Source organism: Candidatus Binatia bacterium (assembly GCA_036493895.1).
Classification (GTDB): Bacteria; Desulfobacterota; Binatia; order UBA1149; family CAITLU01; genus DATNBU01.
The window spans coordinates 88850-102166 of record DASXOZ010000070.1 but is presented as its reverse complement, the minus strand read 5'-3'; the positions used below and the strand labels follow the sequence as shown (position 1 = coordinate 102166).

The following is a 13317-nucleotide window of genomic DNA, read 5'->3' as shown; positions in this document are numbered from 1 at the left end:
AGGGACCAGCCCGGACCCCTGTTGGCAGAGAATCCCGGTCCGTGTAGAAGGCGGTAGAACATGTTTCAGTCGGGGTCAGGCGAGTCCGGGGGGCCGGAGCCTGACCCCGCTTTTCGGAGGACCATGGGCCAGGACAAGCTCAAGCACTACGAGGGCGTGCTCTCGGCGGTGCACACCCTCGAATACCCCTATACGCGCTCGGTCGGCCGGGTCATCGGCACCTTTCTGGCCGGCCTGCGCGAAGGCCGCATCCTCGGCATCCGCGGCGCCGGCGGCTCGGTGCTGGTACCGCCGAGCGAGTACGACCCGGTGACGACCGAATCGCTGACCGAAATGCTCGACGTCGGCGACACCGGCGTCGTGACGACCTGGTCGTGGGTCGAGGCGCCGCGCGCGAAACATCCGCTGCAGAAGCCGTTCGCATGGGCGCTCGTGAAGCTGGACGGGGCGACGACGTCGCTGCTGCACGCCGTCGATGCGGGAGACGAAAAACGGATGAAGACCGGAATGCGCGTGCGCGTGCGCTGGCGCGCCGAGCGCAAGGGCGGGATCTCCGACATCGAATGCTTCGAGCCGGCGGAGGCAAAGTCGTGAGCACGCAGCAAGGAAGGCCGCTTCCCGATCCGATCAAGATGGTGACGATCCCGTCGCGACTCGATTACACGATCACTCCGGGCGAGGCGCCGACACGCTTCCTTCGCGGCATCCTCGAAGGGCGCATCCTGGCCGAGCGCTGCCCGAAGTGCGGCAAGGTCTACATGCCGCCGCGCGGCTCCTGCGCCACCTGCGCGATCCCGACCAAAGAGCAGGTCGAGCTTTCGGCGAAGGGAACCGTGACGACGTTCTGCGTCGTCAATCTTCCGTTTTACGGCCAGGCGGTCGAGATTCCCTACGTTTGCGCGTCGGTGGTGCTCGACGGAGCCGACCTGCCGTTCTTCTGCCTGCTGGCCGAGTGCCCGGTCGAAGAAGTTCGCCCGGGAATGCGCGTCGAGGCCGTCTGGTGCGAGCCCTCCGAGCGCAAGCCTTCGCTCGAGAATATTCGCTACATGAAGCCGACCGGCGAACCGGACGCGACGTACGAGTCGTTCAAGGAGCACCTCTGATGCGCGAAGTCGCTGTCGTCTCCTTCGCGCAGGCGCGCTCGGTGCGCCGCGACATCCTTCGCAACGAAGTCGAGATCCTGATGCCGGTGGTTGCCGAAGTGGTGGCGGCGTCCGGCCTTTCGCGCGACCGCATCGGATTTACCGTCTCGGGAAGCTGCGACTACCTGGCCGGCGTGCCATTCTCGTTCGTGATGGCCCTCGACGGAGTAGGGGCCTGGCCTCCGATCGAAGAATCGCACGTCGAGATGGACGGAGCCTGGGCGATGGCCGAGGCGTTCACTCGCCTCCAGCACGGCGACATCGACTCGGCTCTGGTGTTCTGCTTCGGCAAATCGTCGGTCGGCGATCTTCCCGACGTGCTGACGCTTCAGCTCGATCCCTACCTCGTCGCGCCGCTGTGGCCCGATTCGATCAGCGTCGCCGCGCTTCAGGCCCGCGCGATGATCGACGCCGGACTCACGAGCGAGCGCGAGATGGCCGAAGTGGCCGTGCGAAGCCGCCGCGACGCTAGGCAAAACCCGTACGCGCAGCTGAGCGGCGATTTCTCCGTCGACGCGCTGCTTGCCGAGCCGTGCATCTCCTCGCCGCTTCGTCGCCACGACTGTCCGCCAATCTCCGACGGCGCTGCAGCGATCGTGCTGGCCGCCGGTGACGTGGCGCGCGGCCTCTGCGAGAAGAACGGCCGCACGCCGGCGTGGATCCGTGGCCTCGACCACCGCGTCGACGCCCAGAACCTCGGCGTGCGCGACCTTACCAAGTGCCCGTCGGCGCGGATCGCGGCCGAGAAGGCGGGCGTATCGGCTGCGCCGATCGACGTCGCCGAGATTTACGCTCCGTTCACGCACCAGGAGATCCTTCTGCGGCGCGAGCTGGGACTCGACAGCAAGACGCGCATCAATCCGTCGGGTGGCGCGCTGGCGGCCAATCCGATGATGGTCGCGGGCCTGATCCGCATCGGCGAAGCAGCTTCGCGCGTTCACAAAGGCGAGGCACGGCGCGCTCTCGCACACGCAACCGCGGGACCGTGTCTTCAACAGAACCTCGTCTGCATCCTGGAGGGAGAGTGATGGGTCGCTGGTGCGCCGTCGTCGGAGTCGGTCAAACCCGCCACGCCGCCAAGCGCGGCGATCTTTCGATGGTCGGCCTGGTGCGCGAAGCCGCGATCGCCGCTCTCGAGGATTGCGACCTTTCGTGGAAGGACGTCGAGGCGCTGGTGATCGGAAAAGCCCCCGACATGTTCGAGGGCGTCATGCAGCCGGAGCTCTACCTGGCCGATGCGCTCGGCGCCGTCGGCAAGCCGATGATCCGCGTGCACACTGCCGGCAGTGTCGGCGGCTCGACGGCGCTCGTTGCCGCGCACCTGGTCCAGTCGGGCCAGTTCTCGCGGGTGCTGACCGTCGCGTTCGAGAAGCAGTCGGAGAGCGAGGCCACGTGGGCGATCACGCCGAAAATCCCGTTCCAGCCGCCGCTGGTGGCCGGAGCCGGCGGGTACTTCGCACCGATCATCCGCTCCTACATCCAGCGCTCCAAGGCACCGGCCGACGTCGGGCTTCGCGTTGCAGTCAAGGACCGCAAGAACGCGATGCGAAATCCGTTCGCGCATTTGCATCTCCCGGACATCGACATCGAGACGGTCGCCAACTCGCCGCTGCTGTGGGACCCGCTGCACTATCTGGAGTGCTGCCCGTCTTCGGACGGCGCCTGCGCGATGGTGCTGGCCGACGAGCAGGCCGCCAGGAAGACGCCGAAGAAGCCGGCATGGGTGCTTGGAACCGCGATGAAGAGCGAGCCGACGATGTTTCCCGGCCGCAACCAGATCAATCCGCGCGCAGGCCGCGAGTGCGCGGCCTCGGTCTACCGCCAGGCAGGTGTTCGCAATCCGCGCGAGGACATCGACTGCGCGGAAATCTACGTGCCGTTTTCATGGTACGAGCCGATGTGGATGGAGAACCTCGGGTTCGCGCCGGAGAACGAGGGCTGGAAGATGACGCTCGAAGGCGCCACGGCGTTCGACGGCGACATGCCGATCAATCCGTCGGGCGGCGTGCTTTCGTCCAATCCGATCGGGGCTTCGGGAATGCTGCGTTTCGCCGAAGCGGCGATGCAGGTGAGCGGCCGCGCCGGCGAGCACCAGGTGTCCGGTGCGAAGCTGGCACTCGGCCACGCCTACGGCGGCGGCTCCCAGTTCTTCTCGATGTGGATGGTCGGCTCCGAAAAGCGCTGAGGAGGAAACGGTGGAGCTGAATATCGCCGACCTTTTCGAGCTCGTGGTGGACACGGCTCCCGAGCGCGAAGCGCTCGTTTGCGCCGGCCGGCGCTATTCGTACGCCGCGCTCGACGCCCAGGTGAACCGCCTCGCGCACTTTTTGCGGGATCGCGGGGTCGCTCCCGGCCAGCACGTCGGCATGTACCTGTACAATTGCGACGAATACCTCGTCGCGATGCTCGCGACGTTCAAGATTCGCGCGGTACCGGTCAACGTGAACTACCGCTACGTCGAGGAGGAGCTCGAGTATCTGCTGAAGGACAGCGACGTCACGGCGCTCTTCTTCCAGCGCGAGCTCGGCTCACGGCTGCTGCCGCTTCTCGCCCGCCTGCCGAAGTTGCGGGCGCTCGTCGAGGTGGAGGACACGAGCGATGCCGAGCGCGTCGTCACCGGCGCCGTGCGATACGAAGACGCGCTCGCAGCGGGCAGCCCCGGGCGCGGTTTCGCGCCGCGCTCCGGCAAGGACCTCTACATCATCTACACCGGCGGCACGACGGGGATGCCGAAAGGCGTCATGTGGCCGCACGAGGACGTGTTCTACGCCGGGCTGCAGGGCGGCAACCCGGGAGGACCTCCGATCGCGAAAGGGGAAGAGCTCGAGGGCATCGTGCGCGGCGGCATGGGGCTCACGGTTCTCGCTGCGGCGCCGTTGATTCACGGAGCCGCCGAATGGGCTTCGCTCATCGGCTTTTTCGGCGGCGGCAAGGTCGTGCTGCAGCGTGGGAAGAGCTTCGAGCCGAAGACCGTCGCACGCCTGATCGCCGACGAGAAGGTGAACACGCTGACGTTGGTCGGCGACGCGATGGCCCGTCCGCTCGGCGAAGCAGTGGAGGCGATGGGAGACCAGGTCGACATGTCGTCGGTGTTCGTAGTCGGCTCGGCCGGCGCCGTGCTTTCGGAAGCGGTCAAGGAACAGCTTCGCAAGGCTTTCCCGAACACGATGATCGTCGACAGCTTCGGCGCGACCGAGACCGGGCACCAGGGCTCGATGATGCAGGGAACCGGACACGGCACCGGCAAGGAGCCGCTGTTCTTCATGAACGAGACCAACTGCGTGTTCGACGACGACAGGAAGCCCGTGGTGCCGGGCTCGGGCGTCATCGGACGGCTCGCGCGGCGCGGCCACATTCCGGTCGGCTACTACAACGACCCGGAGAAGACGGCGAAAACCTTCTTCGAGATCGACGGCGTGCGATGGGTGATGCCCGGCGATCTTGCCACCGTCGAGAGCGACGGAAGCATCCGCGTGTTCGGCCGCGGCTCGGTGTGCATCAACAGCGGCGGCGAGAAGATTTTTCCCGAGGAAGTCGAAGCAGCACTGAAGGCCCACGGCGGGGTGCTCGACGCCGTCGTCGTCGGCATTCCCGACGAGCGCTGGGGCCAGCGCGTCGCGGCACTCGTGCAGCTTCGCCCCGGCGCAGCCGCGAGCATCGAAGACCTCGACCGCCATTGCCGCACCAAGGTTGCCGGCTACAAGGTTCCGCGCTTCGTGAGCTTCGTCGAGCGCGTCGAGAGGCAGCCGAGCGGCAAGCCCGACTACCGCTGGGCCGCAAGCTACGCAGCGGGTGAGGCGGCCAAGGCTTCCTGAAATCTCGTTTTGCCGCCGTCGCGAGCGGCCGATGCGGCCTTCGCGACGCTATCCGACCAGGAGGATCTGTCGTGTCCGAACAACCCGCGCTTCTAGTCGAACGCGACGGCCACGTCGTCACGGTCGTGATGAACCGTCCGGAAGCGCGCAACGCGCTCAACCCGGAGATGATCTGCCGCCTGGCCGACGCGTGGGATCTCATCGACAGCGACGACGACATCCGCGTCGCGATCCTCACCGGCTCCCACGGTCACTTCTGCGCCGGCGCTGATCTGGACAAGCTCGTCTCGCGCTCCCTCAAGGGCCTTCCGCCGGAGAACGACTGGGAACAGAGGATCCGCGACGACTACCAGGTGATCTTCCGCGGCCTGCTGCGCTCGAAGCGCACGATCAAGCCTTTGATCGCGGCGATCGAGGGCTCCTGCATCGCCGGCGGAGTGGAGATCCTGCAGGCCACCGACATCCGGGTAGCGGCCGAGAGCAGCAAGCTCGGCGTCTCCGAGGTGCGTTGGGGCCTGTTTCCCCAGGGTGGCTCGACGACGCGGCTTCCGCGCCAGATCCCGTTCACGCGCGCGATGGAGGTGCTGCTGACGGGCGACCATTACAGCGCGAAAGAGGCGCTGGAGATGGGGCTCATCGGGCGCGTCGTTGCGGACGGCAAGGCACTGGAGACAGCGCGCGCCATTGCGGCGCGCATCGCGGAGAACGGCCCGGTGGCCGTGCGCAACATCAAGCGCGCGGTGCTCGAGGCCGACGGGATGCGAGAGGACGACGCCCGCGAGCTCGAGATGCGCCTCGGCATGGAAGTTTTCTCGACTGAGGATGCCAAGGAAGGCCCAAGGGCCTTCAAGGAAAAGCGTAAGCCGAACTTCAAGGGACGCTGAATAGTATACCTCGAAGATATTGATATAGTTGAACTTATGCGCTTGCACTACCGTGAGCGATCCGGCGGAGACTCACCGTGTTCTGCTCCACCCGATCGGGGCAGAAATTTGCTTACAACCCAGTAACTATCATTGCTGTAAGTAGCGTTGTCGTGTCAGTTCTGGAGGTGCCGAGCCGAAAATGGCCGGCCTCCGGAGACTGCCATGAAAAAGCTCGCGGCCATCCTCGCGGTTTCGCTCTGCAGTGCGGCCACGCCCGCTCTGGCGACGATCGACGGCCTGTTCGGCGGCGCCGTCTCGTGCACCGTCCAGGCCGGAGGCAACGCCGGCGAGCGCCATTGCTCGGGCATCTTCTCGACGTTCGACGGCGCGCCGATCGACGTCAACGTCGGCTTCCCGCCGGCTCCGGCCAGCGGCGCCGACGGCAACTTCCCGATCGTCGGCGTCTTCCATGGCTGGGGCGGCGCCAAACTCGATCTCACCGATCCGACGATGCAGCAGTGGCTCGACGCCGGCTACGCCGTCTTCTCGATGAGCGACCGCGGCTGGGGCAACTCCTGCGGCGCGACCGACAGCAAGCGCCTGACTCCCGGAGTCTGCGACAACGATTACAACCACCTGATGGACACGCGCTACGAAGTGCGCGACGCCCAGCAGGTCTTCGAGGCGCTGGCCGACCAGGCCGCCACCGGCGCGACTTCCGGCGAAGGCCTCGTTGACCCGCAGAAGATCGCCGCGATGGGAAGCTCCTACGGCGGCGGCATCTCGATGGCGCTCGGTGCGCTCAAAGACCGCAAGATGATGGGTGCGCACGAGGGATCGCCGAATCTCGACGGCTATCTCGTGCCGTGGGTCAGCGCCGGCGGCAAGGCCATGAAGATGGCTGCGGTGCAGCCGGACATTCCGTGGACCGATCTGGCCAACTCCCTGCAGCCGAACGGTCACACGCTCGACTACGTCGCCGACGCTCCCTACCTGAAGCGGGGCAGGGCAGGCGTGCTCAAGCAGTCGTTCGTCGCGGGCCTCTTCGCTCTCGGCGAAGCCGGCAGCAACTACGCGCCGCCCGGAGCCGATCCCGATGCCGATCTCTACAAATGGTATTCCGTCGACAACGCCGGCGAGCCGTACGACGGCAACCCCGTCGAGCAGGACGTCGTCGACGAGCTGACGCGCCATCATTCGAGCTACTACATCGACGATTCGGAGCCGCCGGCGCCGATGCTCATTTCCAACGGCTTCACCGACGACTTGTTCCCGACCGACGAAGCGATCCGTTTCTATAACCGCACGCGCACCGATCATCCGGGCACGCCGATCGCGATGATGTTCGGCGACCACGGCCACCAGCGCGGCCAGAACAAGCCCGAGGACCTGCCGTTCCGCAATGCGCAGCTCCACAACTGGTTCGACTACTACGTCAAGGGCGAGGGGCCGGCGCCGTTCCTCGGCGTGCAGACGACGACGCAGGTGTGCGGCGGACCGTCGGCCGGGCCGTACCAGGCTGCGAACTGGGAGGCGATCGCGCCGGGCGAAGTGCGCGTCGAGAGCGCGGCCCAGCAGATCATCGCGAACGACGTCCCGACCGATGCGACCGTCGGCCAGGCTTTCGATCCGATCACCGGAAGCGGCGCCTGCGCGGCGACCAACGCCGACGACCAGACCGGCGCGGCAACCTATCGCACCGGCGCGGTGTCGGGCGAAGGTTTCACGCTGATGGGCGCCGCGACCATCGTCGCCGATTTCCTTTCTCCGTCACCGACGGCCCAGGTTGCCGCGCGCCTCGAGGACGTCGACCCGTCGACGAACATGGAAACTCTCGTCGCGCGCGGGCTCTACCGTCCCGAGGTCAATACGACGACGGCCTCGTGCCAGGTCTTCCAGCTTCATCCCAACGGATGGCGCTTCGCGCCCGGCCACATCGTCAAGCTCGAGCTGCTCCCGGCCGACCAGCCGTACGGGCGCAATTCCAACGGCCAGCTTCCGATCATCGTGACGAATCTTCGGCTGCGCCTGCCGGTGCTCGAGGCACCGGACTCCGGCCAGGTGCAGAGCCCGTCGCCGAAGGTGCTGCCGGAAGGCTACGCGCTCGCGCCCGACGTCACCGTCGGCATCGACGACACCTGCACGCCCGGCACAGCGACCACGACGACGATCACCGTGACGACGAGCACCGACACCACCACCACTACGTCGAACACGACGACGACCACCACGCTCGCGTCGTTCCCGCTCGGCGTGGGCAAGGTGAAGGTCAAGGGCGAGACGAAGGTCGGCGCCGCCAACGGTCGCGTCGACGTTGCCGGATCGTTCGACGTGCCGCCCGATTTCAGCACGCCGCCGCCGTTCACGGTGCGAGTGCGCGACAACGCGGCCCTGGACGTCAGCCATGCGTTCTCGAGCTGCGCCACGGCCGCCAGCGGCAAGATCAACTGTGACGAGAGCGACGCGACGTCCGACTACCGGGCGACGTTCGTGCGGGGTGGCAGCTCGGTGAGGTACAAGGTGTCGATGCGCGGCCTTGCGATTGCGGCGCCGTTTGCCGGGCCGGTCACGGTCGATCTGCTGCACAACAGCGCGGTCGTGCGAAGCGGCACCGCCGCCGACTGCCAGGAAGGAACGTCGTCGCTGAAATGCCGCTAGGCGGTGGCCTTGGCGTGACCCTGGCCTGTCCCCTGCGAGAGGCCGGCGTGCGAGCTCAGTCCTCGACGATCGAGATGGCCTGGCGAGGGCAGAGGCGCACGGCCTCTTTGAGCTTGGCGCGCATCGATTCCGGCGGATGTTCGATGAGGATGTTCAGGTTGTCCTGGTCATCCACCTGGAACACGTCGGGCAGGATGCGCATGCAGACGGCATTGGCTTCGCACAGGTCGTAATCGACGACGACTTTCATGACCGGGCACTGTATCTGCTGCCGGTCGCCCGGTTAAGCGGTCACCAGCTCGGGGGCCTTCTCCTGGTGGAAAGGGCATCCGGCGGCCGCCGCCTCGGCGTGCAGGGAGGCCGCGCCCGGATCGGCCGCCTGGGCCGTCCTCGGCGCCGGCGTGTACCGCACCGGCATCTCCTTGATGCCCTGGACGAAGTTCGAGCGCACGTAGCGGATCGGGGCGGCCAGTTCCATGTCGGGCACCCGCGTCAGCAGCTCGGTGAAGATCGAGCACAGCTGGGCACGGGCGAAGCTGGCGCCCAGGCAGTAGTGCTCGCCGACGCCGAGCCCGACGTGTTCGGCGATCTTGCGAGAGACGTCGAATCTGTCCGGGTCGGCAAAGACGTCCTCGTCGCGGTTGGCCGACGGGTACCAGAGCACGACCTTGTCCCCTTTCTTCAGCGTCTTCCCGCGAATCTCGAAATCCTCGGTCAGCGTGCGGCGGAAATACATGACGGGCGGGTTGTAGCGCAGGAACTCCTCGACGGCGTTCGGGATGAGCGAGGGATCCGCGACGAGCTTGTGGCGCTCGGCGGGGTTCTCGATGAGCAGTCGCATTCCGTGCGAGGTCATCGTGCGCGTCGTCTCGTTGCCGGCGACCATCAGCATGAGGAAGAAGTAGTTGTACTGCAGGGGATCGAGCGACTGACCGTCGACCTTGCCGTGGTAGAGCGCGCTGGCGAGGTTGTTCATCGGGCACTCGGAGACCATGTCGGCGAGCTTCTGCCCGTACATCGCGACTTCGGCAGCCGCCATGCGCCCCTCGTCGAAGGAACCCTGAATCTCGGGGTCGTCGAAGCCGACCAGCTTGTTGCTGAGGTCGAACAGGCGCTGCTGGTCCTCCTCGGGAACGCCGACGATTTCCATGATCGTCTTCATTGGCAGCAAGGCGGCCACGTCGGCGACGAAATCGCAGCTGCCGCGTTCGCACATGCCGTCGACGATCTCGCGCGCAAGGTCGCGGATGTGATCCTCGAGCCTCTCGATCATGCGCGGCGTGAAATTGTGCGCCACCAGGCGCCGGTATTTGACGTGGTGGGGCGGATCCATGTTGAGCATCATCGAGCGCGAGCCGATGAGGTCGTCGCCGTGGAGCTCGAAGATGTTCGTCCCGCCCTCCCACGACGAGAAAAGCGCCGGATTGCGCGACATCATCTTGACGTCTTCGTACTTCGTGATGTCCCAGAATCCGCGGCCGTTGCGCTCCACTTCGTGGCGCGTATCGTTCCAGTGGACGGGGTCTTCGCGCCTCAGGCGGCGAAAGTACTCGTGCGGGAATCCGCCGGCGAAGGAGTCGGGATCGGAAAGGTCGAGATGCGTGATGCTCATTGGTGTGTGTACTCCCCTTTTGGTCTTGGTCACGCCGCTGTCATAGACTCCGCGAACACACGGAGAGCGACCGCTCTTCGCAAGGAAGCAAGAGCGGCAGCTTCGCTGCTCGAAACAGAGAGACGATGGAAGAAGAACGGAACAAGCCCCTGTATTTCGAAGCTGCGTCGATGCCGGCTGCCGGAGCATGGGCGCACCGGCGCCGCCTTGCTGCCGCTCTGCGCGAGATCATCGACTCGCTGATCAGCAGCGACGCATCCGAAGAGGAGCTCGCGGCCGCGACGCACGAGGCCGCTGCGCTGGCGGCCAGGCTGCGTGCGCAGCCTTCCGGCAGCAGGCACGCCGGCTATGCGGAGACGTCGGTTTCGGGAAACTCCGGAGCGTTCTTCGACCAGAGCCCGCTGATCGGGCTTTCCAATCCGTTGTCGCCTCCGATGTCGCTCGAGGTGGTCGGCGATCGCATCGCCGGCCGCGTCGTGTTCGGTGCCGCGTACGAAGGTCCTCCGGGTCACGTGCATGGAGGCTTCGTCGCGGCGGCCTTCGACGAAGTGCTCGGCTTTGCACAGACGCTGACGGGAAATCCCGGCATGACTGCCGGGCTGACGATCCGCTACCGGCGTCCTACGCCTCTTCGAGCAGAGCTTCGCTTTGACGCGGGAGTCGATCGCGTGGAAGGTCGCAAAATCTTCACGTCCGGGGCCCTGAGAGATGGCGATACCGTGACGGCCGAGGCCCAGGGCGTCTTCGTTTCCGTCGATGCGGAGCGTTTCCAGCAGCTGTTGCGCGGGGCAGCCGGACGGGTGGGCGCTGGGTGAGGCAGCGCCAACGGGGGCGACCCCCGAAGCCGGGCGGGAAGAAAGGGAATTCTGCAGAGGGCGGTTCATGAACGAACGTTCGTTGGTTAACAAATTTTACGCTTCGCGGCAAGACCTCCTGCAGGCGCTTGTGGCCCTGGGCCTGGCCTGCATCCCCGGGGCGAGGGTCTAGGCCATGGCGGCCAGCCAGGCCCAGAGCGAGCCGGGCGACGTCCGGACCACCCGCGAGCGCATCCTGGATGCCGCCGAGCAGGTGTTTGCCGAAAAGGGGTTGGGGGCCGCGCCGGTGCGCGACATCGCCGCCCGCGTGGGGCTCAACCCGGCCAGTCTCTACAACCACTTCGCCGGCAAGGAGGAGCTCTACGAGGCGGTGCTCGAACGCGGCCTGACGCCCGTTCTCAAGATGCTCGCGGATCTGACTGCGGGGGACCGCACGCGCGACCGGGAAGAAAGGACGATCGACAGTGTCGTCCTTCACCTTGCCGGGAATCCGAATCTCGCCAAACTGATCCACTACGAGACCCTGGCCGGGGGCGAGCGCCTCGCCCGGATCGCCGGCCGCTGGTTCGAGCCGGTCTACCAGCGGGGACTCGATGCGCTGCGCTCCAGCCGCGCGGCCGAGCTATGGCCCGAAGACGAGTGGCCTCTGTTGCTGCTCGGTTTCCAGAACCTGATCGTCGGCTACTTCGCGATGGCTCCCCTTGTGCGACAGGTGTTCGGAGTCGACCCCCTGTCGGGCGACGGACTGGCGCGCCAGATGGCGTTCCTGCACAAGGTCTCGCACCTGCTCATTCCGCCGGGCGACGTCTGACCCCGGCCTGCTGCGAAAAGCGTAGCAACCGCATCTACGAATCGTTTCAGCTGCGAGCGCGCAGCCTTGCCAGTGCGAACAGCAGGCAGAGAAGCGACAGCACGCCGCTCGCCCATCCCGCATACTCGCCGTACGCGATCGTCGCCGTCATCGTGCGTGGAGGCGGCGGAATCTCGTAGATGCGCATCGCGTGCGTGCGCCGGATCGGGATGCCGATGGCGGTGCCGTCGAAGCCGATCGCGCCGGAGATGCCGCCGTTGGACGCTCGCACCATCGGGCGGCGAAGCTCGACGGTGCGCATCAGGCTCATCGCCCAGTGCTGCTCGGGACCGGCGCCGCCGTCGAACCATGCGTCGTTGGAGAGATTGACGAGCAGGTGGGCGCCGTCGGCGACCGCCTGGCGCGCGTACTGCGGATACACGGCCTCGAAGCACAGTAGCGGCGCGATCTGCCATCCGTGCACGTCGAAGAGCTTTTCGGAGCTGCCGGGCGCGTACGGCGACTGGTCGGGATCGTCGGTCGCCGCCGGCATCGTTTCGATGAACGGCAGCAGGCGCTGCTTGTCGTAGATCAGCGGCTCGGACGCGCCCGGCGCGAAGAAGTAGACGCTGTTGTGCATCAAGGCGCGTCCCTGACCGACGTCCTCGCTTCGCGGCGCGCCGAGCATGATCGCTGCGCCGAGCGTCGTCGCGAGCTCGATCATCTTGTCACGCGCGACCGGGTCCGCATTCAGAAGGAAGGGTGCCGCGCTCTCGGGCCAGACGACGAGGTCGACGCTGCCGGGCTTCAGCGTGGCAGTCGTCTCCAGGTAGGAGTTCCAGTTGTCGACGCGGCGAGCCGGATTCCACACGTCGCGGCTGGCGATCTCCTGCTGCACGACCGCCACGCGAAGCGGCTGCAGCGGCGTGATCACGTGGTCCTGGTGCCGCGCAGCGACTCCGAGAACGACGGCGGCAAGCGGTGCGAGCACAGCGACGGCGGTGCACCGCATCGCGTCCCTGGCGCCGACGTCGGGCTGCAGCCCGACTCCGATTGCGGAGCCGGTCAGCGCCGCGAGCCATCCGAGCAGCGGAACGCCTCCGAAGGCCGCGGCTTCGCGCAGCAGCGGCAGGTTGGCGAAGCCCTGGCCGAGAAGAGCCCAGCAGTTCCCGAACGGATCCGCGCTGCGCAGCGCCTCGAACGCGATCCACGTCGAGGCAGCGCCGATCACGCGCAGCATGGGAGGCGCCGATGCCAGCACGCGCAGTGCCATGAACGCGGGGGCTGTGAACAGCGCGACGTAGCCGGCGTTGATCGCGAGCGTGAAACCTATCGACCAGGCGCTGCTGCGGTCGAAGTAATCCACCGAGGCCGCGAACATCCACGGCCCGACGATCGCCATGGCGGCCAGCAGCCCGAACGTGAAACCGCCGAGCGCGGCCTGGCCGAGACGGCAAGGCACCCGCGGGTCGCAGAACACCAGTGTGATCGGCGCCAGCGCGAGAAACACGAGCGCGCCGGCATGGAACGGATCGTAGATGAGAGCGAAAATGACGACGGCAACAGTCACCGCCGCCGCGTGGGGCAGCATCGCGGCGCGGCCGGACTGGCCGGCGCGG

Annotated in this window: 12 protein-coding genes; 9 read left to right on the top strand and 3 right to left on the bottom strand. The window is 66.7% G+C overall.

What is annotated here, in order from left to right; genetic code table 11:
- Positions 1-123 precede the first annotated feature (123 nt).
- From VGK20_15790 to VGK20_15760, 7 genes are all read left to right on the top strand, one after another.
- Positions 124-594: an OB-fold domain-containing protein gene (locus tag VGK20_15790; GenBank protein ID HEY2775503.1), complete on the top strand. Its 471-nt coding sequence runs from the start codon at positions 124-126 to the stop codon at positions 592-594.
- The gene (locus VGK20_15785) at positions 591-1103 is read left to right on the top strand and encodes a Zn-ribbon domain-containing OB-fold protein (protein HEY2775502.1); all 513 of its coding nucleotides are present in this window, start codon (positions 591-593) and stop codon (positions 1101-1103) included. The genes VGK20_15790 and VGK20_15785 overlap by 4 nt, the downstream gene beginning before the upstream one ends.
- Entirely contained in the window at positions 1103-2170 is a 1068-nt protein-coding gene (locus VGK20_15780) for a thiolase domain-containing protein (protein ID HEY2775501.1), read from the top strand. Before VGK20_15785 ends, VGK20_15780 begins: the two co-directional genes overlap by 1 nt.
- On the top strand, positions 2170-3327 hold the full coding sequence (locus tag VGK20_15775; GenBank protein HEY2775500.1) for a thiolase domain-containing protein: 1158 nt from the start codon (positions 2170-2172) through the stop codon (positions 3325-3327). Before VGK20_15780 ends, VGK20_15775 begins: the two co-directional genes overlap by 1 nt.
- A gap of 10 nt (positions 3328-3337) precedes the next feature.
- A complete protein-coding gene (locus tag VGK20_15770) occupies positions 3338-4957 on the top strand; it encodes an acyl-CoA synthetase (protein ID HEY2775499.1) in 1620 nt (539 codons plus the stop codon).
- A gap of 71 nt (positions 4958-5028) precedes the next feature.
- Positions 5029-5841 carry a crotonase/enoyl-CoA hydratase family protein gene (locus VGK20_15765; protein ID HEY2775498.1) on the top strand — a complete coding sequence of 271 codons (813 nt, stop codon included), beginning with the start codon at positions 5029-5031 and terminating at the stop codon, positions 5839-5841.
- A gap of 204 nt (positions 5842-6045) precedes the next feature.
- Complete coding sequence (locus VGK20_15760) at positions 6046-8481, top strand: CocE/NonD family hydrolase (protein ID HEY2775497.1); 2436 nt, start codon at positions 6046-6048, stop codon at positions 8479-8481.
- 55 nt (positions 8482-8536) lie between these two features.
- Here VGK20_15760 and VGK20_15755 read toward each other — a convergent pair whose 3' ends face one another.
- Together VGK20_15755 and VGK20_15750 are read right to left on the bottom strand one after the other, a co-directional pair.
- Positions 8537-8731: a ferredoxin gene (locus VGK20_15755; GenBank protein HEY2775496.1), complete on the bottom strand. Its 195-nt coding sequence runs from the start codon at positions 8729-8731 to the stop codon at positions 8537-8539.
- 33 nt (positions 8732-8764) lie between these two features.
- Positions 8765-10093, bottom strand: coding sequence for a cytochrome P450 (locus VGK20_15750; protein HEY2775495.1), 1329 nt, complete (start codon positions 10091-10093; stop codon positions 8765-8767).
- A 125-nt stretch (positions 10094-10218) separates the two neighbouring features.
- On the opposite strand from VGK20_15750, the gene VGK20_15745 reads away from it, so the two are divergent.
- Positions 10219-10908 (top strand): PaaI family thioesterase, encoded by a 690-nt coding sequence (locus tag VGK20_15745; GenBank protein HEY2775494.1) that lies wholly within the window; start codon positions 10219-10221, stop codon positions 10906-10908.
- Positions 10909-11083: 175 nt separating this feature from the next.
- Positions 11084-11719, top strand: coding sequence for a TetR/AcrR family transcriptional regulator (locus tag VGK20_15740; GenBank protein ID HEY2775493.1), 636 nt, complete (start codon positions 11084-11086; stop codon positions 11717-11719).
- Positions 11720-11765: 46 nt separating this feature from the next.
- Here VGK20_15740 and lnt read toward each other — a convergent pair whose 3' ends face one another.
- Positions 11766-13268 carry an apolipoprotein N-acyltransferase gene (lnt, locus tag VGK20_15735; GenBank protein ID HEY2775492.1) on the bottom strand — a complete coding sequence of 501 codons (1503 nt, stop codon included), beginning with the start codon at positions 13266-13268 and terminating at the stop codon, positions 11766-11768.
- Positions 13269-13317: the final 49 nt, after the last annotated feature.